Consider the following 23,382-nt stretch of genomic DNA (forward strand, 5'->3'; position numbering starts at 1 on the left):
CACCACCGCCGCGACCGCGGCCGCTCCGGCGATCGCGAGCGACGTGTGGTGGGTGACCAGGCACGCCTCCTCGACCGCGTCGACGAAGCGCTCGAGATCGGCGGCGGAGCGGGCGATCCCCACGGGCGCGATGCGCATCGCCGCGCCGTTCGTCGTGCCCGAGGTCCCCGCGAGCGCCGCGGGGGTGCCCTCCCGGACGGCCTGGATCGCCGCCCGGGTGGACGGCCCCAGGAGGTCGAGGGAGCCGCGGGCGCGCGCCTCCTGCTCCCAGCGGTCCAGCGCGCCGGCGAGCCGCAGCGGGTCGATCCGGCCGGCGCCCGCGACGAGCGCGTCGGCGACGAGCAGGGCCTGCTCGGTGTCGTCGGTGACCCGTCCCGCCTGCATCCCGTGCGCGAGCGGATGATCCGGCGCCGCGGCACGGAATCCGGTCACGGGACCCGCCGCGAGGACGGCCTCGCGGCTGAGGGTCTGCGTCGGCATCCCGAGCGCGTCCCCGATCGCCAGCCCGAGCAGCGCGCCGAGCGCCCGGTCCCTCCGGTTCATCCCGCCATCATGGCGAGCACGGACGCCACGTCGCTGATCTCGATGAGCGAAGCGTAGAGCGCCATGGCGTCCAGGGCGCGCCGGTGGTCGGCCTCGGTGAGGCCCGCGCATGCGTCCTCCGGAACCACCACGAACCGGCCGGCGTCCGCCGCCGCGAGCGCCGTCGAGAGCACGCAGCAGTCGGTGGAGACGCCGGCGACGACGAGCCGTTCCGCGTGCTCCGTCGCCGCCGCGAGCTCGGTACCCCATTTCCCGAACGTGGTCGCGGTCACCACCGGGGAGTCGCCCACCGGGAGCTCCGGGGCGATGTCCCACGCGGGGTCGTCCTCGGGCAGCAGCTGGTCCGGCCATGCCCGGTAGTACGGGATCCAGGCGCCCCGCGGCTCCGCGGGGGCGATGAACCGGGTGTACACGGTTCCGCCGGCGAACGCGGGCAGCAGGCGCCTGATGCCCGCCGACGCGGCCGCGTACCCGGGCGTCGCCCAGGCGCTCCCCGCATCGGCGAACACGTGCTGCATGTCGACGACGACGAGCCGCGTGCGCATCACGCGGCGGGACCCGTGGGCAGCGCCTCCTGCTCGCGGACCGCGCCCCTGCCGAGCACCAGGGTGCCGAGGAACCCGATCAGCAGGGCCACCAGCACCCCGAGGTTGGCGTACTGCCATGCGCCGGTCGGGCCGCCGAGACCGAACGGACCCAGCAGGTAGCCCTGCCAGTTCAGCCACGCGGGTACCCCGTACGAGTTCGTGATGAGCCCCCAGCCGACCCCGGTGCCGACGAGCACGAGCAGCACCGCCGACCAGCGGACCGAGCCGTACCGGCCGCGGGCGTCGTAGAGCTCCGCGTTGGCGTAGTCGCGGCGCCGGAGGAGCGAGTCCGCGATGAAGACGCCGCACCACGCGGCGATCGGCGTGCCCAGGGTCACGAGGAACGCCTGGAACGGGCTCGAGAAGTCCGGCGCGATGAAGGCGACGTACACGGCGCCGGCGATCATCACGACCCCGTCCACCCCGGCCGCGACGGGGCGCGGGATGCGGATGCCCGCGGTGAGCAGCGCGAGGCCGGAGGAGTAGATGTCGAGCACTGCCCCGCCCACGAGCCCGAGGATCGCCACGATCGCGAACGGGATGAGGAACCAGACCGGCAGGATCGAGGTGAGGGCGCCGATCGGGTCGGCCGCGACCGCGTCCGACAGCGACTTCGACGACCCGGCGAGCAGCAGGCCCACGACGACGAGGATGACCGGCGCGAGCGCCCCGCCGAACGTCGTCCAGCCGAAGACGCCGCGCCCGCTCGCCGTCCGCGGCAGGTACCGCGAGTAGTCCGCCGCCGCGTTGACCCAGCCGAGGCCGAATCCGGTCATCACGAACACGAGCGCGCCGATGACCGCCTGCGGCGAGCCGGCCGCGAGGTGCGCGACCGCGTCGAAGCGGATGTGCGGGATCGCGAGGACGACGTAGACGACGGTGAGCACCGCGGTGATGATCGTGATCCACTGCTGCAGCCGCATGATGACCGTGAAGCCCGCGACCCCGGCTCCGACGATGAGCACCGCGACGACGATCAGCGCGACGACCTTCGTGCCCGCGCCGCCGTTCCAGCCGAGCTCCCGGAACACGGTGGAGGTGGCGAGGACCGCGAGCGCCGCCAGCACCGTCTCCCATCCGACGGTGAGGATCCAGGACAGGATCGCGGGCAGGCGGTTGCCGTGCACCCCGAACGCGGCGCGCGAGAGCACCATCGTCGGAGCGGACCCGCGCTTGCCGGCGAGGGCGACCACGCCGCAGAGGGCGAACGAGACGACGATGCCGACGATCGCGACGACCGTGGCCTGGGCGAAGGAGATGCCGTCGCCCAGGATGAACGAGCCGTAGCTGAGCGCCAGGACGGAGACGTTGGCGGCGAACCACGGCCAGAAGAGGTCGCGGGGCCGGCCGCGGCGATCGGCCTCGGCGATGGTGTCGAGGCCCACGGTCTCGATCCCGCCCGCGGTCCTCGCGGGCTCGGTGGTGGCGCTCATGTGAGCAGTTCCTCTCTGGCGGTGGATCGGTAGAGCGCGGGCGGCCGGTGCCGCACGCCCGCCTGGTGGGCGCCGGTCGGGCGCACGGTGCCGGACGCCTCGGTGCGGCGCCGGAAGTTCGCGGGGTCGAGGCGGCGACCGAGGATCGCCTCGTGCACCTCCCGCAGCTGCCCGAGGGTGAACTCCTCCGGGAGCAGCGCGTGGGAGAGGTGCGTGTAGTCGAGCTTGTTCTTCAGACGCTTGACCGCCCAGCCGACGATCTCCTCGTGGTCGAACGCGAGGGGCGGCAGCTCCTCCGCGGGGAACCACGCGACGTGAGGGTCCTCGCGGGTCGTCGCGGCGACCTCCGTGCGCACGAGCGCCCAGTACACGATCGAGACCACGCGCTGCGGCCCCCCGCGATCCACGGCCCCGAACGTGTAGAGCTGCTCGAGGTGCGCGGCGTCGAGCCCGGTCGTGTCGGCGAGGTTGCGCCTCGCCGCCTCCCGGAGCGACTCCTCCGGCCGCAGCGGGCCCCCGGGGAGGGCCCAGGAGCCCAGGTGGGGCTCCCGGACGCGACGGACCAGCGGCAGGTGGAGCTTCGCGGCTCCCTCGTGCTCCTGGATCCCGAAGATCACGGTCGACACCGCGACCTCCACCGTCTGCTCGGCCACGCGCCTCCCTAAAGGTCGTGCCGACACGAAGTCGTGGGCGCGAGCGTAGCACTCCGGGTGCTCCTGACCATTACTCGGCGGCGGGGAGGTGTCCGCTGGCCGTACCCTTGGGGGAGTGACGAGCACTCCGCCAGCGGCCCCCGCTCCCGAGCGCCCCTCCGGCGAGGCGCACCCCGTCCTGGTCGTCGACTTCGGTGCGCAGTACGCCCAGCTGATCGCGCGCCGCGTCCGCGAGGCGGGCGTGTACTCCGAGATCGTCCCGCACGGTGTGACGGCCGAGGAGGTCGCTGCGCGGCAGCCCGCCGGGATCGTGCTCTCCGGCGGCCCCTCCAGCGTCTACGAGCAGGGCGCGCCGTCCCTCGATCCCGGGATCCTCGAGCTCGGGGTGCCCGTGCTCGGCATCTGCTACGGCTTCCAGGTGATGGCGCAGCAGCTCGGCGGCACCGTCGCGCACACCGGGCGCCGCGAGTACGGCTCGACGGCGGTGCGGGTCGCCGCCGCGGCCGAGGATCCGCTGCTCGGCGGCCAGCCCGCGGAGCAGGTCGTCTGGATGAGTCACGGCGACTCCGTCTCCGAGGCCCCTGAGGGCTTCCGCGTGCTCGCGTCGAGCGAGTCCACCCCCCTCGCCGCGTTCGCGAGCGACGAGCGCCGGCTGTACGGCGTGCAGTGGCACCCGGAGGTGCGGCACACGGCCCACGGCCAGGCGGTCATCGAGCACTTCCTCCACGAGGCGGCCGGCATCCCGGCGGACTGGAACCCCGGCAACGTCATCGCGGAGCAGGTCGAGCGGATCCGCGCGCAGGTCGGCGACGCGCGGGTCATCTGCGGGCTGTCCGGCGGCGTCGACTCCGCCGTCGCCGCCGCGCTCGTGCAGCGCGCGGTCGGCGACCGGCTGACGTGCGTGTTCGTCGACCACGGGCTGCTCCGGGAGGGGGAGGCGGAGCAGGTCGAGCGCGACTACGTCGCGGCGACCGGCGTCGACCTCGTCGTCGTCGACGCGGCCGACGTGTTCCTCGAGGCGCTCGACGGCGTCGCCGACCCGGAGACGAAGCGGAAGATCATCGGCCGCGAGTTCATCCGGACGTTCGAGCGCGCCGCGGCGGACGTCGTCGCGCGGGCGTCGGAGGCGGGGGAGAGCGTCCGCTTCCTGGTGCAGGGCACCCTCTACCCCGACGTCGTCGAATCCGGCGGCGGCAGCGGGACCGCGAACATCAAGAGCCACCACAACGTCGGCGGCCTGCCCGAGGACCTCGAGTTCGCACTGGTCGAGCCGCTCAGGACCCTGTTCAAGGACGAGGTGCGCGCCATCGGCCGCGAGCTCGGGCTGCCGGAGGCGATCGTCGGCCGGCAGCCGTTCCCCGGGCCCGGGCTCGGGATCCGCATCGTCGGTGCGGTCACGCGCGACCGGCTCGCGACGCTGCGGCGGGCGGACGCCATCGTGCGGGAGGAGCTCTCCGCGGCCGGCCTGGACGCCGAGATCTGGCAGTGCCCGGTGGTGCTGCTCGCCGACGTGCGGAGCGTCGGGGTGCAGGGCGACGGGCGCACCTACGGCCACCCGATCGTCCTGCGGCCGGTGTCGAGCGAGGACGCGATGACCGCCGACTGGACGCGGCTGCCGTACGACCTGCTCGCGAAGGTGTCGAACCGCATCACGAACGAGGTCGCCGAGGTGAACCGCGTCGTGCTCGACGTCACCTCGAAGCCGCCGGGCACCATCGAGTGGGAGTGACGGGCGCTCAGCCCGCGGCGTGCTGCGTCGCCGCGGCGGACTCCGCCCACAGCTCCGACTCGACCCGGGAGGCGATCTCGGCGAGCGCGGTCCGGTCCACCGAGTCCGGCTCGCGGTCGACCGTGTCGAGCACGCACAGGGCGCCGATCCGGTAGCCGTCCGGCGACTGCACGGGGTGGCCGGCGGGGAAGCGCCAGCCCGCGCCCGTGATCCGCTCGTCCGTGATGCGGCCGATGACGTGGGCGCCGCTCTGCCGGATGGTGCGATCGCACGGGGAGATCGTCCTCGGCGCCTGTCCGGGCGGCATCCCGGTCGCGGCCCTCGTCACGACCCGGTCGCCGTCGACGAGCGTCACCGCCGCGGCGGTGGTGCCGAACAGCTCCTTCGCGCTCCGCAGCAACCGGTCCAGGCGCGGGTTCGGGCCGAGCTCGAGCAGCCGCGACCGGTCCAAGGCCGTCTGACGGGCGGCCTCCGGGTCCGGCCTGGCGCGCACCGCCCTGGCGTCGTGCGGTCCCGGTGCCAGGGCGAGGGCGTCCAGGCGGCGGGCGAGGACCGGAGCGATCAGCGCGGCCAGGCCGTCGTACGCCTCCGGGTCGCGCGGGGCGACCGGCAGCAGCTCGGCCGGCTCGGCGAGGTGCACCACGCCGGCTCGATCCCCGCACACCTCGGCCGCGACGCGATCCAGCCGCATCGCGTGCCCGTCGACCAGGCGTCCCGCCCGGCCCCTGGCCGCGTTCGGCCGCTGCAGCGGACGGGCGGCGAGCACCGCGAGCACGGTGGACGGCGTGGTCGCGCCCCGGAGGACGTCGAGGAGCCGGGTCAGGTCCGAGCGCCAGCGCTGCTCCGGCACCAGGTTGTAGGCGTCGCTGGAGCCGATGCAGACGAGCACCGCGTCGTACTGGGCCGTCCGGACCTCGTCCACGAGCAGCGGTGCCGTCGCCGCCGTGGTGCCCCTCCTGGCGAGCACGTCCATCGCCATGCCGCGCCCGGTCGCGGCGGCGATGCGGCGCGCGAGGTGCCCAGGCAGCCCGAGCTCCTGGGCGAGCACGCCGAACCCGATCGCGGGGCCGTTCCCGAGCACCAGGACGCGATCCGGGTCCGGGCCCGCGACGGTCTGCCGCCGCGAGTCGGGCGGGTGCGGCACGACGTCGAGCTCCTCCCGCACGCGGCGGCCCCACCCGACGGCGAGCGGGGCGAGGAGGTCGGTCACCTGCATGTCTCTGAGCGGACCTTTCCGGACGGGGCGCCGTCACCGTACGGGAGGGACCACGTGCGCGGCCCGCGACGTGCGCTCGGACACGCCGCCCGGTGCACACCCTGCTGCCCCCAGAAGGCGGCGTCGGCGGCGCCCGGACGCACGAAGGGCGCCGGGGCCGGAGCCCTGGCGCCCTTCGCGCGACGCGAACGCGTCAGTTGCGGAAGATCGCGATGAGCCGCAGGAACTCGAAGTAGAGCCAGACGACCGTGACCATGATCCCGAACGCGCCGGTCCAGCCGTACTTCGCCGGCAGGCCCTGGCGGACGCCGCGCTGGACGAAGTCGAAGTCCAGCACGAGCGAGTACGCCGCCATGATGACGACCGCGACGCCGATCACGATGCCGAGCACGCCGCTCTGCAGGCCGAAGGTGCCCTGGGCGACGCCGGTGAGCATCAGCACGAGGTTCAGCAGCTGGAACACGAGGTAGGACACCATCGCGATGAGGAAGATCTTCGTCGCCTTCGCGGAGGCGCGGATCCGGCCGGAGGCGAACAGCGCCAGGGTCACGCCGACGGTGACGAAGGTCGCGAGCACCGCCTGGCCGACGATGCCGCCCCACCTCGCCTCGAAGATGCTCGAGACGCCGCCGACGAACAGCCCCTCCGCCGCGGCGTAGAGCACGATCAGCGGGACGGACGGCTGACGCTTGAACGTGTTCACCATCGCGAGCGCGAAGCCGACGAGAGCTCCGACGATCGCGAGCGCGGGGATGAACCAGCCGACCGCCGAGGTCGCGAGCAGGACCGCGAAGAGCACGACGGTCTTCACCGCGGTGTCCTCGTAGGTCATGCGGCCGGTGTCCGCGGGGGACGCCGCCGGGCGCTCGTACAGCTCCTCCAGCTGCGAGGCGCTCACGGTGCCGGTGTTCCGGAACGCGGGGTTGTTGGAGAGGGCGGGGTTCGCCATGGTTCCTGTTCCTGTCGGGGACCGGCGCCGATCGCGCCGGAAGGAGAAGTCTATGAACCTCCCGGACGACTCGCGGGAGTGCGGGCTATGCGGTTCCTAAGCATCCCGCCTCCGGTGTCGTAGCCTCGGCTGGTGCCCGCCCCGCTCGTCATCGCGCATCGCGGTGCCTGCGGGTACCGGCCCGAGCTCACGCGCTCCGCGCTCGAGCTCGCGATCGCGCAGGGCGCGCAGGCGATCGAGATCGACGTCGTCGCGACGAGCGACGGCGCGCTGATCCTCCGGCACGAGCCGGAGCTCTCCGGCACGACCGACGTGGCCGGCCGTGCGGACCTCGCGCGGCACCGGACCGCGCGCGAGATCGACGGCCGCACCTTCCGCGGCTGGTTCGCGGACGACCTCACGCTCGCGCAGGTGCGGTCCCTCACCGCCCGTGAGCGCATCGGGCGACTCAGGCCGCTGAGCGCGCAGCACGACGGCCGGGAGGGGGTGCTGACGCTGCAGGAGGCGTTCGCGCTCGCCGCCCCGGCGGGCGTCCGGCTCGTCGTCGAGCTCAAGCACCCCGCGTACTCGGCGTCGCGGGGGCTGCCGCTCGAGGCGCTCCTGCTCGACGCCGTCGCCGGGGCTCCGGCGCTCCCGCCGTTGACGATCGAGAGCTTCGAGCACGACGCGCTCGAGCGGCTCGAGGCCGCGGGGCTCCGGCACCCGCTGGTCGCGCTGCTCGGCAACCATCCCCTGCGGGACCTGCGGACGGTGAAGCAGCCGCGCGCGTTCGTCGGGTTCGCGGGCGTGAGCCTCCGCACCGGCCTCGCGACGGCCCGCACCGTCGGAGCGTTCCGCGACCTCGGCCTCGACGTGTGGACGTGGACGCTGCGCCCCGAGAACCACTACCTCCCACCGCGCTACCGCTTGCCCGCCGGGCGGCTGGGCCGGTACGGCGCGTTCTGGCGGCGCCTCGTCGCCAACGGGGTGACCGGCGTCTTCGCGGACCACCCGGATCTCGCGCACGCCGTGGTCGGCGCCCCTCCGGCTGTCGGTGTCCCGGCCTACCCTTGAGCGCATCATGCCGCAGCTGGTCGAACCGTCATCCGCGCTGCTCGAAGGCCTGAACCCTCGCCAGCGCGAAGCGGTGCTCTACCGCGGGCCCGCGCTGCTCATCGTGGCCGGCGCGGGGTCGGGCAAGACGAGCGTCCTCACGCGCCGCATCGCCTCCCTCCTCGAGACGCGGGAGGCGTGGCCGAGCCAGATCCTCGCCATCACCTTCACGAACAAGGCCGCAGGGGAGATGCGGGAGCGCGTCCGCAGCATGGTCGGCCATGCCTCCGACGGCATGTGGATCTCCACCTTCCACTCGGCGTGCGTGCGCATCCTGCGTCGGGAGGCGGAGACCTTCGGCTACGGCACCGGGTTCACGATCTACGACTCGGGCGACTCCCGCGCGCTGCTGAAGCGGATCGTCAAGCAGTACGAGGCCGATGTCATGGGCTGGTCGGTCGCCAATGTCGCAGGGCGCATCTCGAAGCTGAAGAACGAGCTCGTCGACGCCGAGACCTTCTCGCGGAGCGTCAACCTCTCGGACCCGAAGGAGGCGATGTTCCTCACGATCTTCCGCGAGTACAGCCGCGCCCTCCAGACGGCGAACGCGTTCGACTTCGACGACCTGATCGCCCAGACCGTCTACCTGTTCCGCGCCTTCCCCCACCTGGCCGAGCCGTACCGCCGCCGGTTCCGGCACATCCTGGTCGACGAGTACCAGGACACGAACCACGCGCAGTACGCGCTGATCCGCGAGCTCACGAGGCCCGCCGACGGGCTGCCCGCCGCGTCGCTCACCGTGGTCGGCGACTCCGACCAGTCCATCTACGCGTTCCGCGGCGCGGACATCCGGAACATCGTGGAGTTCGAGCAGGACTACCCCGACGCGACGGTCGTGCTGCTCGAGCAGAACTACCGGTCGACCCAGACGATCCTCGACGCCGCGAACGCGGTGATCGCGAACAACTTCGACCGCAAGCCGAAGAACCTGTTCACCGCGGGCGGGGCGGGCGCGAAGATCGTCGGGTTCACCGGCTACTCGGGTCACGACGAGGCGCAGTTCGTCGCAGACGAGATCGAGCAGCTGCACCGCGGCGGCATGGAGTACCGCGATGTCGCGGTCTTCTACCGGACCAACGCGCAGACCCGTGCGCTGGAGGAGATCCTGATCCGGTCGGCCGTGCCGTACCGGATCCTCGGCGGCACCAAGTTCTACGAGCGGGCCGAGATCAAGGACGCGATGGCGTACCTCATCGCCGTCGCGAACCCCGCGGACGCGCTCGCGATGCGCCGCATCCTCAACTCCCCGAAGCGGGGGATCGGCCAGGTCACCGAGACGCAGCTCGCGAACCACGCCGAGCGGGAGGGCATCACGTTCCGCGAGGCCCTGCGGCGGGCAGGCGACCTCGGGTTCGGCCCGAAGGTCGCGAAGGCGATCACCGGGCTCTCCGACCTGCTCGACGAGGCGACCGCGATGACCGCACCGCCCGCGGAGGGGAACGCGCCCATCCCGGTCTTCGACGTGCTCGCGCTGCTCATGCAGAAGAGCGGCTACGTCGACGCGCTCCGCGCCAGCAGGGACCCGCAGGACGAGGCGCGACTCGAGAACATCGAGGAGTTGCTGGCGGTCACGAAGGAGTTCCAGCGGAACAACCCCGACGGGCTGCTCATCGACTTCCTCACGGAGACGGCGCTCGTGGCCGCCGCGGACGAGCTCGACGACACCTCCGGGACCGTCTCGCTGATGACGCTGCACACCGCGAAGGGGCTGGAGTTCAAGGCGGTGTTCCTGACGGGCATCGAGGAGGACCTCCTCCCGCACCGCATGAGCGCGAACGAGCCGGGCGGACCCGCGGAGGAGCGCCGGCTGTTCTACGTCGGGATCACCCGGGCGAAGGAGCGCCTCTACCTCTCGCTCGCGATGACCAGGAACAGCTACGGCGAGACGAGCGTCTCCGCGCCGAGCCGCTTCCTCGCCGAGATCCCGGCCGAGCTCATCGAGTGGCGCCAGTCGCCGGGCATGACCGGGCCCGGCGCTGGCGGCCGCGCGGCCGGCAGCCTCTCGTGGGGCGGCAGCGCCGCGGGGGCCGCCGCCGCGCAGGCGAAGCCGAAGACCGAGTGGACCAACCGCGTCACGGGGAAGGTGCGGGACAACGGCGACCTCGAGCTCGCCGTGGGCGACCGGGTGCGCCACGACGACTTCGGCGACGGGCGGGTGCAGGCGATCACGGGGACCGCCGCGAAACGCATCGCGGAGGTGCAGTTCGACACGGCGGGCCGCAAGCGGCTGCTCGTGAAGGTCGCGCCGATCGTGAAGCTGTGACGGTCCACGTGCGCCCGTTCGCGGACGCCGACGAGGACGCGGTGGTCGCGCTCTGGCAGGCGGCCGGCCTGACCAGGCCGTGGAACGACCCGCACCGCGACATCGCGCGGAAGCGGCTCGTGCAGCGGGAGCTGTTCCTCGTCGCGGAGGACGAGGGCGGTCTCGTCGGCTCGGCCATGGCCGGGTACGACGGCCATCGCGGGTGGGTGTACTACCTGGCCGTCGCGCCCGACCGGCAGGGGCAGGGCATCGGGCGCCTCCTGATGACGGAGGCCGAGGCGCGGCTCGCCGCGCTCGGCTGCCCGAAGGTGAACGTGCAGCTCCGCTCGGGGAACGAGGCGGTCACGGCGTTCTACGACCGCCTCGGGTACGCCGCGGACGGCGCGACCGGGCTCGGGAAGCGGCTCATCCCCGACGCCTGACCGATCTCGGGGTCAGGAGGTGCGGGCGCGCAGGACCCGGGTCGGGGAGGTGGCCGGCTTCGCCGCCTGCTCGGCCGCCGCGGCCGCCGCCTGCGCGGCGGTGCGCTCGAGCGCCTCCCGCTCGGCCGCGGACAGGTGCTCGAGCAGCAGCGTGCGCACCGCGGCCACGTGCGCGTTGTCGGCGAGCTCGAACTTCTGCACGCCCATGCGGGTCACCGCGACCGCGTGCACCCGGCCCGACTTCTGCCGGTCGATGAGCTCGCGGTGCTGCATGCGCGTGAGCTGGTGCGACAGCCGGCTCTTGTCCCACCCGAGCAGGGCGGCGAGCTCGTTCTGCCGGAGCTGCCGGTCGGGCGCCTCCACCAGGCAGCGGAGGACGTCGAACTCCGCTGCGGAGAGGTCGGCCGCCGACCGGATCTGATGCTCGACGACACCGTTCGCGAGGTCGGACAGCCGCTGGATGAGACGCCACGTCGACGCCTCTCCGCTCGTGAGCTCCACGGCCATTCCCGCACCGTATCCCGGCGAGGGTTGACGTGGCAACGCCGGACCGCCTCCGGCGCCGGGGAAGTGCCGAGCGGGCGGCCGATAGGGTGTCACGGTTCTCAGAGAAGGAGACGTGGACGGCGGATGGATCTCTTCGAGTACCAGGCACGTGACCTGTTCGAGCAGCACGGAGTGCCGGTCCTCGCCGGCATCATCGCGGACACCCCCGAGGAGGCGCGCGCGGCGGCGGAGCGGCTCGGCGGCGTCACGGTCGTCAAGGCGCAGGTGAAGGTCGGCGGCCGCGGCAAGGCCGGCGGCGTGAAGGTGGCGAAGACGCCGGACGACGCCGAGGCGGCGGCCCGGGCGATCCTCGGCATGGACATCAAGGGCCACACCGTCCACCGCGTGATGGTGGCGGCCGGGGCGGACATCCGGCAGGAGTACTACTTCTCCGTCCTGCTCGACCGCGCCAACCGGTCCTATCTCTCCCTCGCGAGCTTCGAGGGCGGGATGGAGATCGAGGAGCTCGCGGTCGAGCGGCCGGAGGCGCTCGCGCGGGTCGAGGTCGACCCCGGTGAGGGCATCACGTTGGAGAAGGCCACCGCGATCGCGGACGCCGCGCGCTTCCCGGCCGAGCTCGTCGAGAAGGTCGCGCCGGTCTTCGTGAAGCTGTACGAGGTCTTCGCGGCCGAGGACGCGACGCTCGTCGAGGTGAACCCGCTCGTGCTGACGGGGGCCGGGGACGTCGTCGCGCTCGACGGCAAGGTGTCGCTCGACGAGAACGCGGACTTCCGCCACCCCGAGCACGCGCAGCTCGAGGACAAGACGGCTGCCGACCCGCTCGAGGCGAAGGCCAAGGCCTCGCATCTCAACTACGTGAAGCTCGACGGCGAGGTCGGCGTGATCGGCAACGGCGCGGGCCTGGTCATGTCGACGCTCGACGTCGTCGCCTACGCGGGCGAGGCGCACGGCGGCGTGAAGCCGGCGAACTTCCTCGACATCGGCGGCGGCGCCTCCGCGGAGGTGATGGCCGCCGGGCTCGACGTGATCCTCGGCGACCCGCCGCTGCAGAGCGTCTGCGTCAACCTGTTCGGCGGGATCACCGCGTGCGACGCCGTCGCGAACGGCATCGTGCAGGCCCTCGAGATCCTCGGGGACGCGGCCACCAAGCCGCTCGTCGTGCGGCTCGACGGCAACAACGTGGAGGAGGGGCGGCGGATCCTCACCGAGGCGGCCCACCCGCTCGTGACCCTCGCCACCACGATGGACGACGGCGCCGACAAGGCCGCCGCACTGGCTGCGAACTGAGAGGACGCGAACCATGTCGATCTTCCTGAACAAGGACTCGAAGGTGATCGTCCAGGGGATCACCGGCGGCGAGGGCACCAAGCACACCGCGCTCATGCTGAAGGCCGGCACGCAGGTCGTCGGCGGCGTGAACGCGCGGAAGGCGGGCACCACCGTCACCCACGGCGAGACCACCCTCCCGGTGTTCGGCACCGTCCGCGAGGCCATGGCCGAGACCGGGGCCGACGTCTCGATCGCCTTCGTGCCGCCCGCCTTCGCGAAGGACGCGATGATCGAGGCGATCGACGCGGGCATCCCCCTCCTCGTCGTGATCACCGAGGGCATCCCGGTGCAGGACTCGGCGGAGGCCTGGGCGCACGCGAAGGCGACCGGTGGCAGGACCCGGATCATCGGCCCGAACTGCCCCGGCATCATCACGCCAGGCGAGTCGCTCGTCGGGATCACGCCCGCGACGATCACCGGCAAGGGACCCATCGGGCTCGTCTCGAAGTCCGGCACCCTGACCTACCAGATGATGTACGAGCTGCGGGACCTCGGGTTCTCGACGGCGATCGGCATCGGCGGCGACCCGGTCATCGGCACCACGCACATCGACGCCCTCGCCGCGTTCGAGGCGGACCCCGAGACGAAGGCGATCGTGATGATCGGCGAGATCGGCGGCGACGCCGAGGAGCGCGCGGCCGACTTCATCAAGGCGAACGTCACCAAGCCCGTCGTCGGCTACGTCGCGGGCTTCACCGCGCCGGAGGGCAAGACCATGGGTCACGCCGGCGCGATCGTGTCCGGCTCCGCCGGGACGGCGCAGGCGAAGAAGGAGGCCCTCGAGGCCGCGGGCGTGAAGGTCGGCAAGACGCCGTCCGAGACGGCCGCGCTCATGCGGGAGCTGCTCACCGCCTGACCGCTCGCTTCGTCGTTCAGGAGATCTCGGCGCACGGCGGCCGGATCTCCTGAACGACGAAGCGCGGACACCCCGCAGCGGATGCGGAGGTGCGGCGCACGGCTCCGTAGCCTCGACCGATCAGCTCCTCCCTGCTCGACGACGCACCCGACGTCGCCCCCGCGAAGCCGGCCCGGCCACGACCGCGCCGGCTCGCCGCCGTGGTCGTCGGCGCGGTCGACGGGCTGCTCGGCGTGGCCCTCCCGTTCGCGGTGCTGGCCTCGCTGGCCGTCCTCGCGTGGGCCGGCCTCGGCGGCGCGGAGGCGTGGACGCCGTCCGTGTCCGCAGCGGCGGACGCCTGGCTCATCGGGCACGGCGTCGACGTGCGGTTCGCCGTGCCGGGCTCGCCGTTCACGGTGACCGCAGCCGCGCTCGGTCCCGCGCTCATCACCGCGCTCTGCGCGGTGCGCGCCGGGCGCCGCGCGGCGGCGACGGACTCGCCGCTCGGCGCGTGGGTCGCCGGTCTGGTCCTGACCGTCGGCGCCGCCGTCGTGCTGCTGCGACTCGGCACCTCGACCGTCGCGGCCCCGGTGGCCTGGCAGGCCGTCGCGTGGCCGCTCCTGATCGTCGGCCTCGCTTCGCTCGCCGGGCTCCGGACCGCGCGGCCCGGCTCCCGACCGGTCCCGGCTGCCGTGCGGACCGGCGTCGCCGCCGTGCTGCTCCTGCTCGCCGCCGCGGCGATCGCGCTCACCGTCCTCCTGCTCGCCCGGTTCGCGTCCGTCATCGCGCTCGACGAGTCGCTCGACGCCGGACCGATCGGCGGTCTGGTCCTCACCTGCCTCCAGATCCTCGCCATGCCCACGTTCGTCGTGTGGGCCGCGGCGTGGCTGGTCGGTGCGGGCGTCACCCTCGGCACGGGCTCGGCCACCGGCGCCTTCGCCGGGCAGATCGGCCCGCTCCCCGCCCTGCCCGTGCTCGGCGCGGTGCCCGTCGCTCCGTCGGCGTGGGCCGCCGCCGCGCTCCTCGTACCCGTGCTCGCCGGCTTCGCCGCGGCCGTGCTCGCGCGCCGCGCCGGGACCACGACATCGGCGGTGCCGCTCGGAGCGGTGACGGGTCTCGTGGCGGGTGCCCTCCTCGGCGTCCTCGTCGCCTGCTCCGCCGGTGCGGTCGGCCCTGGGCGCTTCACGGCCGTCGGTCCCGACGCGCTGCTCACGGCCGGGCTGTGCGCACTGCTCGTCGGACTGCCGGCGATGCTCGGCGCGGCGGTCGTCCGGCCCGGACCGCGGCCGTCGGAGGCCGACGAGGCGGCCCAGTAGGCTCGCTGCGTGCTCCGGCTCGTCGTGCTGATCTCCGGCGGCGGGAGCAACCTCCGTGCGCTGCTCGAGCGGTGCGACGACCCGGCGTTCCCGGCGCACGTCGTCGCCGTCGGTGCGGATCGGGACGCGGGCGGCCTCGTGCATGCGGACGAGTTCGGTGTGCCGTCGTTCGTGGTCCCCTTCCCGCACTACCCGACCCGGGAGGCGTGGGGCGAGGCCCTCGTGGAGGCGGTGCGCGTCTGGGCGCCCGACCTCGTGATCCTCTCCGGGCTCATGCGGCTGCTGCCCCCCGTGGCGGTCGACGCGTTCGCTCCTCGGCTGCTGAACACGCACCCCGCCTACCTTCCCGAGTTCCCCGGTGCGCACGCGGTCAGGGACGCCCTCGCGGCCGGAGCGACCGAGACCGGTGCGAGCGTGATCGTCGTCGACCACGGCACCGACAGCGGGCCCGTCCTCGCTCGGGAGCGCGTGCCCGTGCACGCCGGGGACACCGAGGCCGCCCTGCACGACCGCATCAAACCCGTCGAACGTCGGCTGCTCGCCGATGTCGTCTCCGGCATCGCCCGGGGCACGATCGAACTGGAGGCCGCCAGGTGACCACCGCACGAACCGTCCAGCCCGGAGACGCCGACGTGGTGCCCGTCCGGCGGGCGCTCCTCTCCGTCAGCGACAAGCGCGGCCTGCTCGAGCTGGCCCGCGCCCTCGACGCGGCCGGAGTCGAGCTGGTCTCGACCGGCTCGACCGCGGCGACCATCAGGGACGCTGGGCTCGAGGTGACCGAGGTCGCCGACGTCACGGGGTTCCCGGAGTCGCTCGACGGCCGGGTGAAGACGCTCCACCCCGCCGTGCACGGCGGCCTGCTCGCCGATCTGCGGCGCGAGCAGCACGCGGCGGAGCTCGCCGAGCTCGGGATCGCCCCCTTCGAGCTCGTCGTCTCGAGCCTCTACCCGTTCGAGCAGACGGTCGCGTCCGGCGCCGACGACGAGTCGATCGTGGAGCAGATCGACATCGGCGGCCCGGCGATGGTCCGGGCGGCCGCGAAGAACCACGCGAACGTCGCGGTGGTGACCGACGCCCGCGACTATCCCGTGGTGCTCGACGCGATCGCGGCGGGAGGGATCCCGTTCGCGCTCCGACGGCGGCTCGCGGCCGACGCGTTCGAGCGCATCGCCGCATACGACCGCGCCATCGCCGACTGGTTCGCGACCGGCGAGGACCCCTCCCTCGTCGCGGGCGAGTACCGCTACCTCCGCAGCCCCCTCCGGTACGGCGAGAACGCCCACCAGACCGCGGCGCTCTGGCGGGAGCCGGGTGGCCGGGGGCTCGCGCAGGCCACGCAGCTGCACGGCAAGGAGCTGAGCTACAACAACATGGTCGACGCGGACGCCGCGATCCGCGCGGCGCTCGACTTCGACGAGCCCGCGGTCGCGGTGATGAAGCATGCGAATCCCTGCGGCGTCGCCGTCGCTCCCGCCCACGCGGTCGACCCGATCGCCGCGGCCCACCGGCTCGCGAACGACTGCGACCCCGTCTCCGCGTTCGGCGGCGTCATCGCGGCGAACCGTCCGGTGACCCTCGACATGGCGGAGGCCGTCGCGGGGATCTTCACGGAGGTGATCGTCGCCCCGGCCTACGAGCCGGCCGCGCTCACGGTGCTGAAGCAGCGCAAGAACCTGCGCATCCTCGAGCTGCCGGAGGGCTTCGAGCGTCCGACGCGCGAGTTCAGGCAGGTGTCGGGCGGCGTGCTGGTGCAGGACCCGGACCGGTACACGGTCGTCGACCCGGTCGCATGGACCCTCGCGGCGGGTCCTGCCGCCGACGACGCGACGCTCGCGGACCTGGTGTTCGCGTGGCGCGCGGTGCGGTCGGTGAAGTCGAACGCGATCCTGCTCGCCTCCGGGGGCGCATCGGTCGGCATCGGCATGGGCCAGGTCAACCGGGTCGACTCGTGCCACCTCGCGGTCACGAGGGCGGGGGAGCGGGCGGCCGGCTCGGTCGCGGCGTCCGACGCGTTCTTCCCCTTCGCGGACGGCGTCGAGGTGCTGCTCGCGGCCGGGGTGCGGGCGATCGTGCAGCCGGGCGGCTCGGTCCGCGACCCCGAGGTGATCGCAGCGGTGGAGGCGGCTGGCGTCACGATGTACTTCACCGGCGAGCGCCACTTCTCGCACTGAATTCGTTGCCGCGCCGCCGCCGCTGCGGCGCGGCTGGGCTGCTTCGCAGCGCCCTGCACGGGCGCTGCGCTACGCAGCGCGAGTCGGGTGCGTAGGCACCGCCGCCGCGGGCGGGGGTACGCAGTCGGCCGCGACCGTGCGGCGGGAGTTGTGGATCGGTTGTGCGTTCCATAAGCTGGAGGGCTGCCGCGGCGCGGTTCACGCCCGGTCGGGCGGGGAGGCCGCGGCGGCCGGCCGGGACGGCCGCGCGTCCGGGTCGATGAGGGGCAGGAGGCCGACATGTCCGCGATCACCGCTGTTCTCGTCGTCGCCCTCGCTCCGCGCGTGCGCGACTGACTCCGTCTCCCCTCAGCCTCACCCGGCCGCCGCGAGCGGCCATCCGTCCGGCGCCGACGTGGGCGCCTCCGACGTCGCCGCCTCCTGTCGCGCCCTGCGCGCCGGACGCGGGAAGGAACACGCATGACCGCTCCCGCCAGACCGCCATCCACCCTCCAGGCCCTCCGCCGTCTCGACCCCTTCGTGCGGCCGGTGCGGCGCAGCATCGTGATCGCCATGGCGATGGCGCTCGCCGCGTCGCTGGTCTCGCTGGCCGTGCCGCAGGTGCTCCAGCGCATCGTCGACGGGCCGCTCGCGTCGAAGGTCGCGGCGCAGATCCCCGGCGCCGTCGCGCTGATCGCCGTGCTCGGCGTGCTCGAGGCCGCCCTGTACTTCGCGCGCCGCCTCTTCATCGTCGGCCCCGCCACCGGGGTGGAGGCGAGCATGCGCCGCGCGCTCTACGCGAAGCTGCAGGATCTGCCGGTCGCGTTCCACGACAAGTGGCCGAGCGGCCAGCTCCTGTCCCGCTCGATGAGCGACCTGAGCCTGATCCGCCGGTTCATCGCCTTCGGGTTCATCTACCTCGTCGTCAACGTGATCACCATCGCGGTCGGGGTCGTCGTGCTGCTGCTCCTGAACCCGCTGCTCGCGTTCGTGTTCACGCTCTGCTCGATCCCGCTGTGGATCAACGGCTTCCGCTTCGAGCGCCGGTACCACGTCGTCGCGCGGCGCAGCCAGGACCAGCAGGGCGATCTCGCGACCCTCGTCGAGGAGTCCGTGCACGGCATCCGGGTGCTCAAGGCGTTCGGCCGGGGGCGCACCAAGCTGCAGGGATTCCTGGAGCGCGCGGAGGAGCTGCGCGGCACCGAGATCGAGAAGGCGCAGGCGGTCGCGCAGATCTGGCTGTGGCTCCTGCTCGTCCCGGACGTCGCGTTCGCGCTCTGCCTCCTGGTGGGCGTGTGGCAGGCGTCGATCGGCGCGCTGAGCGTCGGCGGCCTCGTCGCGTTCTTCGCGACCGCCACGGTGCTGCGCTTCCCGCTGGAGTCGATCGGGTTCCTGCTCTCGATGCTCTTCGACACCCGGACGGCCACCGACCGGCTCTTCGAGGTGTTCGACGAGGAGAACACCATCCGCGACCCGGAGCAGCCGGTCCGGATCACGGAGGCGCACGGGCGGCTCGAGTTCCAGGGCGTGCGGTTCCACTACCCGGACGCGCCCGCCCCCGCTCCCGACCTGCTCGACGGCGTCGACCTCGCCATCGAGCCCGGGGAGACGATGGCGCTCGTCGGGCTCACGGGTTCGGGCAAGACGACGATGGTCGAGCTCGCCGGACGCCTCTACGACGTGACCGGCGGCCGGATCCTGCTCGACGGCGTCGACCTGCGCGACCTGACGCGGCAGGAGCTGCGCACCCACATCGCGATGGCGTTCGAGGAGGCGACCCTGTTCTCGGCCTCCGTCCGGGACAACGTGCTGCTCGGGCGCCCGGAGGCGGGGGACGACGTGCTGGAGGAGGCGCTCGACATCGCGCAGGCCGCCTTCGTCCACGACCTGCCCGACGGCGTGGACACGACGATCGGCGAGGAGGGGCTCAGCCTCTCCGGCGGCCAGCGGCAGCGGCTCGCGCTCGCACGCGCGGTCGCGGCCAACCCGGCGGTCCTGGTGCTCGACGACCCGCTCTCGGCGCTGGACGTGGACACCGAGGCGCTCGTGGAGGCCGCGCTGCGCCAGGTGCTGACCCGCACGACGGCGCTGATCGTGGCGCACCGCCCCTCCACCGTCCAGCTGGCCGACCGGGTCGCGCTGCTGGAGGAGGGACGCATCATCGCGGTCGGCACGCACAGCGAGCTGCTCGCGACCAGCGAGCGGTACCGGTTCGTCATCTCCTCCCTCGAGGAGGAGCAGGAGCAGCCCCGCGAGGAGGTGGACGCATGAGCGCCCTGATCGGCACCGCGGGCGAGGAGCGCCGCGACTTCACCCGCGAGGAGCGGAAGGCGCTGAGGGCGCGGTCGGTCCGGCTGCTCGGCAGCCTCCTCCGGCCGCTGCGGCGCCGCCTCGTGGTGACCGGGCTCGTCGTCGTCGTCAGCACCGGGCTGCAGGTCATCGGCCCGGCCATCATCGCCTTCGGCATCGACTCGGGGCTCCCCGCACTGCTGAAGGGGCAGGCCCTGCCGCTCGCCGCGTCCGTGGTCGTGTACCTGCTCGCGGGCGTCGGCGCGGGCGTGCTGATCGCGTCGTACACCGTGCAGACGGCCAGGATCAGCCAGGCGATGCTGATCGACCTGCGCGAGCGCGTGTTCGTGCAGACGCAGCGGCTGAGCCTCGAGTTCCACGAGCAGTACACGTCGGGTCGCATCATCTCCCGGCAGACGAGCGACCTCGACTCGATCCGCGAGCTGCTCGACGGCGGCATCAACGAGCTCGTGCAGAGCGTGCTCTACATGGCGTTCACGGCGGTCGCGCTCGTGCTCCTCGACGGCTGGAGCGGCCTCATCCTGTTCTGCTCCTTCGTGCCGCTCGCGATCCTCATCCGCTGGTTCCAGCGGCGGAGCGAGGCGGCGTTCCGGGAGTCGCGCGTCGCCTCCGCGAAGCTCATCGTGTTCTTCGTCGAGACGATGACCGGCATCCGGGCCGTGCAGGCGTTCCGCAAGGAGGCGCGCAACCAGAAGGACTACGGCGACCTGACGGAGCGCTACCGCTCCATCAACGCCAGGTCGATCCGCCTGTTCGCGGTGATGGAGCCCGGGCTCACCCTGATCGGGAACCTGACCGTCGCCGCGGTGCTCCTGTTCGGCGCCTTCCGCGTCATCGGCAGCGGGCTCGAGATCGGCGCGCTGCTCGCCGCGGTGCTCTACGCGCGCCGCTTCTTCGACCCGATGGAGGACATCGCCACCTTCTACAACGCCTACCAGTCCGCGGCCGCGGCCCTCGAGAAGATCTCGGGGGTGCTCGAGGAGAGCCCCACGGTGCCCGAGCCGGCGTCCCCGCAGCCGCTGGCGGCGGGAGTGACCGGCCGGGTGCGGTTCGAGGGGGTCCGGTTCGCGTACCGCGCCGACCGAGAGGTGCTGCCGAGGTTCGACCTCGACGTGCCCGCCGGGCAGACGATCGCGCTCGTCGGTTCGACCGGGGCCGGCAAGTCGACGCTCGCGAAGCTGATCGCGCGGTTCTACGACCCGACCGAGGGGCGCATCACCCTCGACGGCGTCGACCTGCGGTCGCTCGCGAACCAGGACCTGCACCGCGCCGTCGTGATGGTGACGCAGGAGGCGTACCTGTTCTCAGGCTCGGTGGCGGACAACATCGAGCTCGGCCGACCGGGCGCGAGCCGGGCGGAGATCGAGGCGGCGGCGCGCGCCGTGGGCGCGGACGCGTTCATCCGGTCGCTGCCCGCCGGCTACCACACCGACGTGAACAAGCGCGGCGGTCGCGTGTCCGCCGGGCAGCGGCAGCTGATCTCGTTCGCCCGGGCGTTCCTGGCCGACCCGGAGGTGCTCATCCTCGACGAGGCCACCGCGTCGCTCGACATCCCGAGCGAGCGGCTGGTGCAGGAGGCGCTGCAGACGCTGCTCGCCGACCGCACCGCGCTGATCATCGCGCACCGGCTCTCGACGGTCGCGATCGCGGACCGCGTGCTCGTGATGGAGCACGGCCGGATCGTGGAGGACGGCGAGCCCGCCGACCTGATCGGGGGCACCGGCCGCTTCGCCGCGCTGCACGCCGCCTGGCGCGACTCCCTGGTCTGACCACTTCGTCGTTCAGGACATCTCGCCCGGGCGGCGCCAGAAGTCCTGAACGACGGAGTCGGCTACTCCGGGGACCAGGCCGCTCGACGCAGGTCGATCCGGTACCCCTCCGGGGTGTCCGCCGGGAGGAGGGGCGTCCCCTCCTGGTCGTAGTGCGCTCTCGCCTCGGCCGAGAGGCCCCGCGGCGGGTGACCGCCCGCGCGCACCACGCGCCACCACGGCAGCCCCTCGCCGTGGTACCGCATCACCATGCCGACCGCGCGGGCGCCGGCGTGCCCGAACGTCCACGCCACGTCCCCGTAGGTCATGGCGCGCCCCGGCGGGATCGTCGCCACGACCGCGATGACGGCCTCGGTGTAGTCGCCGCCCGCGTCGAAGACCGCCATCAGCGCACGAGCAGGGCGGGTTCCGACGACCCGGGCGTGCGACATCGCCCGCCTCGTCGGAATGCGCCCGGGATCGCGGGCCGCGTCACAGGTCCATGACGCCGATGACCTCGCCGAAGCGCGTCTCGCCCTCCGGCCGGAACCCGACGTGGAGGAAGAACTGCTCGGGGCCCGCGTCGCCCCGCTCCCAGATGACGGTGAGGCGGTGGAACCCGCGCGAGCGGGCCTCGTCGGCGAGCCCGTGCACCGCGAAGCGCCCGACGCCGCGCCCCTGCGCGCTCCCCTTCACGTTGATCTGCCAGATGCAGCAGCGGAACTCGGGCCGCGTCTCGTGCTCGTCGAAGCTGCCCTTGATGAACCCGACGACCTCGTCGCCGTCGAGCACGACCCGCGGCCAGGCGGCCTCCGGGTCGATGGTCTGCTCCGCCTCCGCGTGGGAGACCGGGACGGCGTACTGCTCCTGCCCCGGCTTGAGCGTCAGCGAGTTCGCGGCCACGACGGTGGTCGCGGAGAGGGGTTCGAGGTGGAGGTCCGCCACGCGCACGAGAGTAGCGAGCGCGCGCCCTCCGCGAGGAGTCGTCCTTGCGAGGAAGCGCGGAGGGGAGCCTCGATAGGGTGTTCGGCGGCGTGCGCAGGCGCACCCCGGCAGTCGAAGAGGCAGGAGCGCACCGTGGTGGAGAAGATCAAGGTCGAGGGCACCGTCGTCGAGCTCGACGGCGACGAGATGACCCGGATCATCTGGCAGTCGATCAAGGACACCCTGATCCACCCGTACCTCGACATGAACCTCGAGTACTACGACCTCGGGATCGAGAAGCGCGACGAGACCGACGACCAGATCACGATCGACGCCGCGAACGCGATCAAGAAGCACGGCGTCGGCGTCAAGTGCGCGACGATCACCCCCGACGAGGCCCGCGTCGCCGAGTTCGGTCTCAAGAAGATGTGGCGGAGCCCGAACGGCACCATCCGCAACATCCTCGGCGGCGTGATCTTCCGCGAGCCGATCGTCATCTCGAACATCCCGCGGCTCGTGCCCGGCTGGAACAAGCCGATCGTCATCGGCCGTCACGCGTTCGGCGACCAGTACCGCGCCACCGACTTCCGGTTCGAGGGCCAGGGCACGCTGACGATCAGCTTCCAGCCGTCGGACGGCGGGGAGGCGCAGTCGTTCGAGGTGTTCCAGTCGCCGGGCGGCGGCGTCGCGATGGCGATGTACAACCTCGACGAGTCGATCCGCGACTTCGCGCGCGCCTCCTTCAACTACGGGCTCTCCCGTGACTACCCGGTCTACCTCTCCACCAAGAACACGATCCTCAAGGCCTACGACGGCCGCTTCAAGGACCTGTTCCAGGAGGTGTTCGACGCCGAGTACGCCGAGCGGTTCGCGGAGAAGGGCCTCACGTACGAGCACCGGCTGATCGACGACATGGTCGCCTCGTCGCTCAAGTGGGAGGGCGGCTACGTCTGGGCCTGCAAGAACTACGACGGCGACGTGCAGTCCGACACGGTGGCGCAGGGCTTCGGCTCGCTCGGCCTGATGACGAGCGTGCTGACCACCCCGGACGGCAAGGTGGTGGAGGCGGAGGCCGCGCACGGCACCGTCACGCGCCACTACCGGCAGCACCAGGCCGGCAAGCCCACCTCCACGAACCCCATCGCCTCGATCTACGCGTGGACCCGCGGGCTCGCGCACCGCGGCAAGCTCGACGGCAACCAGGCGCTCATCGACTTCGCAGACACCCTTGAGGACGTCGTCGTGAAGACGGTGGAGGCTGGCGCGATGACCAAGGACCTCGCGCTCCTCGTCGGGCCCGAGCAGCAGTGGCAGACGACCGAGGAGTTCCTCGCGACGCTCGCCGAGAACCTGCGCACCCGGTTGGGCTGACCCGG

21 protein-coding genes are annotated in these 23,382 nt (G+C 72.9%); 12 read left to right on the plus strand and 9 right to left on the minus strand.

Going from position 1 to position 23,382, the window contains the following annotated elements; translation table 11 throughout:
* The 4 genes from ACTHLI_RS04400 to ACTHLI_RS04415 form a co-directional block, all read right to left on the minus strand.
* Nucleotides 1-543: ADP-ribosylglycohydrolase family protein (locus tag ACTHLI_RS04400; protein WP_440181766.1), on the minus strand; the 543-nt coding region annotated here is incomplete at its 3' end.
* Nucleotides 540-1,088: a cysteine hydrolase family protein gene (locus ACTHLI_RS04405; RefSeq protein WP_440181806.1), complete on the minus strand. Its 549-nt coding sequence runs from the start codon at nt 1,086-1,088 to the stop codon at nt 540-542. The genes ACTHLI_RS04400 and ACTHLI_RS04405, both read right to left, overlap by 4 nt.
* Nucleotides 1,088-2,563, minus strand: coding sequence for a purine-cytosine permease family protein (locus ACTHLI_RS04410; protein ID WP_440181767.1), 1,476 nt, complete (start codon nt 2,561-2,563; stop codon nt 1,088-1,090). Before ACTHLI_RS04410 ends, ACTHLI_RS04405 begins: the two co-directional genes overlap by 1 nt.
* Nucleotides 2,560-3,216, minus strand: coding sequence for an NUDIX hydrolase (locus ACTHLI_RS04415; protein ID WP_440181768.1), 657 nt, complete (start codon nt 3,214-3,216; stop codon nt 2,560-2,562). Before ACTHLI_RS04415 ends, ACTHLI_RS04410 begins: the two co-directional genes overlap by 4 nt.
* Nucleotides 3,217-3,331: 115 nt before the next feature.
* On the opposite strand from ACTHLI_RS04415, the gene guaA reads away from it, so the two are divergent.
* The gene (guaA, locus tag ACTHLI_RS04420; RefSeq protein ID WP_440181769.1) at nt 3,332-4,945 is read left to right on the plus strand and encodes a glutamine-hydrolyzing GMP synthase; all 1,614 of its coding nucleotides are present in this window, start codon (nt 3,332-3,334) and stop codon (nt 4,943-4,945) included.
* A 7-nt stretch (nt 4,946-4,952) separates the two neighbouring features.
* Here guaA and ACTHLI_RS04425 read toward each other — a convergent pair whose 3' ends face one another.
* Both ACTHLI_RS04425 and ACTHLI_RS04430 read right to left on the minus strand, forming a co-directional pair.
* Nucleotides 4,953-6,161 (minus strand): hypothetical protein, encoded by a 1,209-nt coding sequence (locus tag ACTHLI_RS04425; protein ID WP_440181770.1) that lies wholly within the window; start codon nt 6,159-6,161, stop codon nt 4,953-4,955.
* 193 nt (nt 6,162-6,354) lie between these two features.
* The gene (locus tag ACTHLI_RS04430) at nt 6,355-7,110 is read right to left on the minus strand and encodes a Bax inhibitor-1/YccA family protein (protein ID WP_440181773.1); all 756 of its coding nucleotides are present in this window, start codon (nt 7,108-7,110) and stop codon (nt 6,355-6,357) included.
* Nucleotides 7,111-7,242: 132 nt separating this feature from the next.
* Here ACTHLI_RS04430 and ACTHLI_RS04435 point away from each other — a divergent pair, with 132 nt between their 5' ends.
* Genes ACTHLI_RS04435 through ACTHLI_RS04445 form a run of 3 tightly spaced genes read left to right on the plus strand, consistent with a single transcriptional unit; the run spans nt 7,243 to nt 10,887 of the window.
* Nucleotides 7,243-8,163, plus strand: coding sequence for a glycerophosphodiester phosphodiesterase family protein (locus tag ACTHLI_RS04435; RefSeq protein ID WP_440181775.1), 921 nt, complete (start codon nt 7,243-7,245; stop codon nt 8,161-8,163).
* Nucleotides 8,164-8,170: 7 nt separating this feature from the next.
* A complete protein-coding gene (locus tag ACTHLI_RS04440) occupies nt 8,171-10,465 on the plus strand; it encodes an ATP-dependent helicase (protein WP_440181776.1) in 2,295 nt (764 codons plus the stop codon).
* A complete protein-coding gene (locus ACTHLI_RS04445; protein WP_440181778.1) occupies nt 10,462-10,887 on the plus strand; it encodes a GNAT family acetyltransferase in 426 nt (141 codons plus the stop codon). Before ACTHLI_RS04440 ends, ACTHLI_RS04445 begins: the two co-directional genes overlap by 4 nt.
* A gap of 12 nt (nt 10,888-10,899) precedes the next feature.
* Here ACTHLI_RS04445 and ACTHLI_RS04450 read toward each other — a convergent pair whose 3' ends face one another.
* Nucleotides 10,900-11,394 (minus strand): MarR family winged helix-turn-helix transcriptional regulator, encoded by a 495-nt coding sequence (locus tag ACTHLI_RS04450; protein WP_440181779.1) that lies wholly within the window; start codon nt 11,392-11,394, stop codon nt 10,900-10,902.
* A gap of 123 nt (nt 11,395-11,517) precedes the next feature.
* Here ACTHLI_RS04450 and sucC point away from each other — a divergent pair, with 123 nt between their 5' ends.
* From sucC to ACTHLI_RS04485, 7 genes are all read left to right on the plus strand, one after another.
* Nucleotides 11,518-12,681: an ADP-forming succinate--CoA ligase subunit beta gene (gene sucC, locus ACTHLI_RS04455; protein ID WP_440181780.1), complete on the plus strand. Its 1,164-nt coding sequence runs from the start codon at nt 11,518-11,520 to the stop codon at nt 12,679-12,681.
* Nucleotides 12,682-12,694: 13 nt separating this feature from the next.
* Nucleotides 12,695-13,579, plus strand: coding sequence for a succinate--CoA ligase subunit alpha (sucD, locus tag ACTHLI_RS04460; RefSeq protein ID WP_440181781.1), 885 nt, complete (start codon nt 12,695-12,697; stop codon nt 13,577-13,579).
* 200 nt (nt 13,580-13,779) lie between these two features.
* Complete coding sequence (locus ACTHLI_RS04465) at nt 13,780-14,874, plus strand: cell division protein PerM (RefSeq protein WP_440181782.1); 1,095 nt, start codon at nt 13,780-13,782, stop codon at nt 14,872-14,874.
* Nucleotides 14,875-14,883: 9 nt separating this feature from the next.
* Nucleotides 14,884-15,471: a phosphoribosylglycinamide formyltransferase gene (purN, locus tag ACTHLI_RS04470; protein ID WP_440181783.1), complete on the plus strand. Its 588-nt coding sequence runs from the start codon at nt 14,884-14,886 to the stop codon at nt 15,469-15,471.
* Nucleotides 15,468-17,045, plus strand: coding sequence for a bifunctional phosphoribosylaminoimidazolecarboxamide formyltransferase/IMP cyclohydrolase (gene purH / locus ACTHLI_RS04475; RefSeq protein ID WP_440181785.1), 1,578 nt, complete (start codon nt 15,468-15,470; stop codon nt 17,043-17,045). Before purN ends, purH begins: the two co-directional genes overlap by 4 nt.
* Before the next feature lie 459 nt (nt 17,046-17,504).
* Nucleotides 17,505-19,295 carry an ABC transporter ATP-binding protein gene (locus tag ACTHLI_RS04480; protein WP_440181786.1) on the plus strand — a complete coding sequence of 597 codons (1,791 nt, stop codon included), beginning with the start codon at nt 17,505-17,507 and terminating at the stop codon, nt 19,293-19,295.
* Complete coding sequence (locus ACTHLI_RS04485) at nt 19,292-21,103, plus strand: ABC transporter ATP-binding protein (RefSeq protein ID WP_440181789.1); 1,812 nt, start codon at nt 19,292-19,294, stop codon at nt 21,101-21,103. The genes ACTHLI_RS04480 and ACTHLI_RS04485 overlap by 4 nt, the downstream gene beginning before the upstream one ends.
* A 62-nt stretch (nt 21,104-21,165) precedes the next feature.
* On the opposite strand, the gene ACTHLI_RS04490 is transcribed toward ACTHLI_RS04485, so the two are convergent.
* A complete protein-coding gene (locus tag ACTHLI_RS04490; protein WP_440181790.1) occupies nt 21,166-21,534 on the minus strand; it encodes an MGMT family protein in 369 nt (122 codons plus the stop codon).
* A 40-nt stretch (nt 21,535-21,574) separates the two neighbouring features.
* Nucleotides 21,575-22,027, minus strand: coding sequence for an N-acetyltransferase family protein (locus ACTHLI_RS04495; protein ID WP_440181792.1), 453 nt, complete (start codon nt 22,025-22,027; stop codon nt 21,575-21,577).
* 135 nt (nt 22,028-22,162) lie between these two features.
* Between ACTHLI_RS04495 and ACTHLI_RS04500 the strand changes: the two genes are divergently transcribed.
* Complete coding sequence (locus tag ACTHLI_RS04500) at nt 22,163-23,377, plus strand: NADP-dependent isocitrate dehydrogenase (RefSeq protein WP_440181808.1); 1,215 nt, start codon at nt 22,163-22,165, stop codon at nt 23,375-23,377.
* The last annotated feature ends 5 nt before the right edge of the window (nt 23,378-23,382 follow it).

The sequence above is a fragment of the Amnibacterium sp. genome, from assembly GCF_051956055.1.
Lineage (GTDB): Bacteria > Actinomycetota > Actinomycetes > Actinomycetales > Microbacteriaceae > Amnibacterium.

Excerpts from the sequence above, each read along its gene's own strand:
- ACTHLI_RS04440 (WP_440181776.1), top strand. The coding sequence starts at position 8,171 with ATGCCGCAGCTGGTCGAACCGTCATCCGCGCTGCTCGAAGGCCTGAAC.
- ACTHLI_RS04480 (WP_440181786.1), top strand. The coding sequence starts at position 17,505 with ATGACCGCTCCCGCCAGACCGCCATCCACCCTCCAGGCCCTCCGCCGT.
- ACTHLI_RS04430 (WP_440181773.1), bottom strand. The coding sequence starts at position 7,110 with ATGGCGAACCCCGCCCTCTCCAACAACCCCGCGTTCCGGAACACCGGC.
- ACTHLI_RS04425 (WP_440181770.1), bottom strand. The coding sequence starts at position 6,161 with ATGCAGGTGACCGACCTCCTCGCCCCGCTCGCCGTCGGGTGGGGCCGC.
- ACTHLI_RS04405 (WP_440181806.1), bottom strand. The coding sequence starts at position 1,088 with ATGCGCACGCGGCTCGTCGTCGTCGACATGCAGCACGTGTTCGCCGAT.
- sucD (WP_440181781.1), top strand. The coding sequence starts at position 12,695 with ATGTCGATCTTCCTGAACAAGGACTCGAAGGTGATCGTCCAGGGGATC.
- ACTHLI_RS04410 (WP_440181767.1), bottom strand. The coding sequence starts at position 2,563 with ATGAGCGCCACCACCGAGCCCGCGAGGACCGCGGGCGGGATCGAGACC.
- ACTHLI_RS04450 (WP_440181779.1), bottom strand. The coding sequence starts at position 11,394 with ATGGCCGTGGAGCTCACGAGCGGAGAGGCGTCGACGTGGCGTCTCATC.
- ACTHLI_RS04485 (WP_440181789.1), top strand. The coding sequence starts at position 19,292 with ATGAGCGCCCTGATCGGCACCGCGGGCGAGGAGCGCCGCGACTTCACC.
- sucC (WP_440181780.1), top strand. The coding sequence starts at position 11,518 with ATGGATCTCTTCGAGTACCAGGCACGTGACCTGTTCGAGCAGCACGGA.
- ACTHLI_RS04490 (WP_440181790.1), bottom strand. The coding sequence starts at position 21,534 with ATGTCGCACGCCCGGGTCGTCGGAACCCGCCCTGCTCGTGCGCTGATG.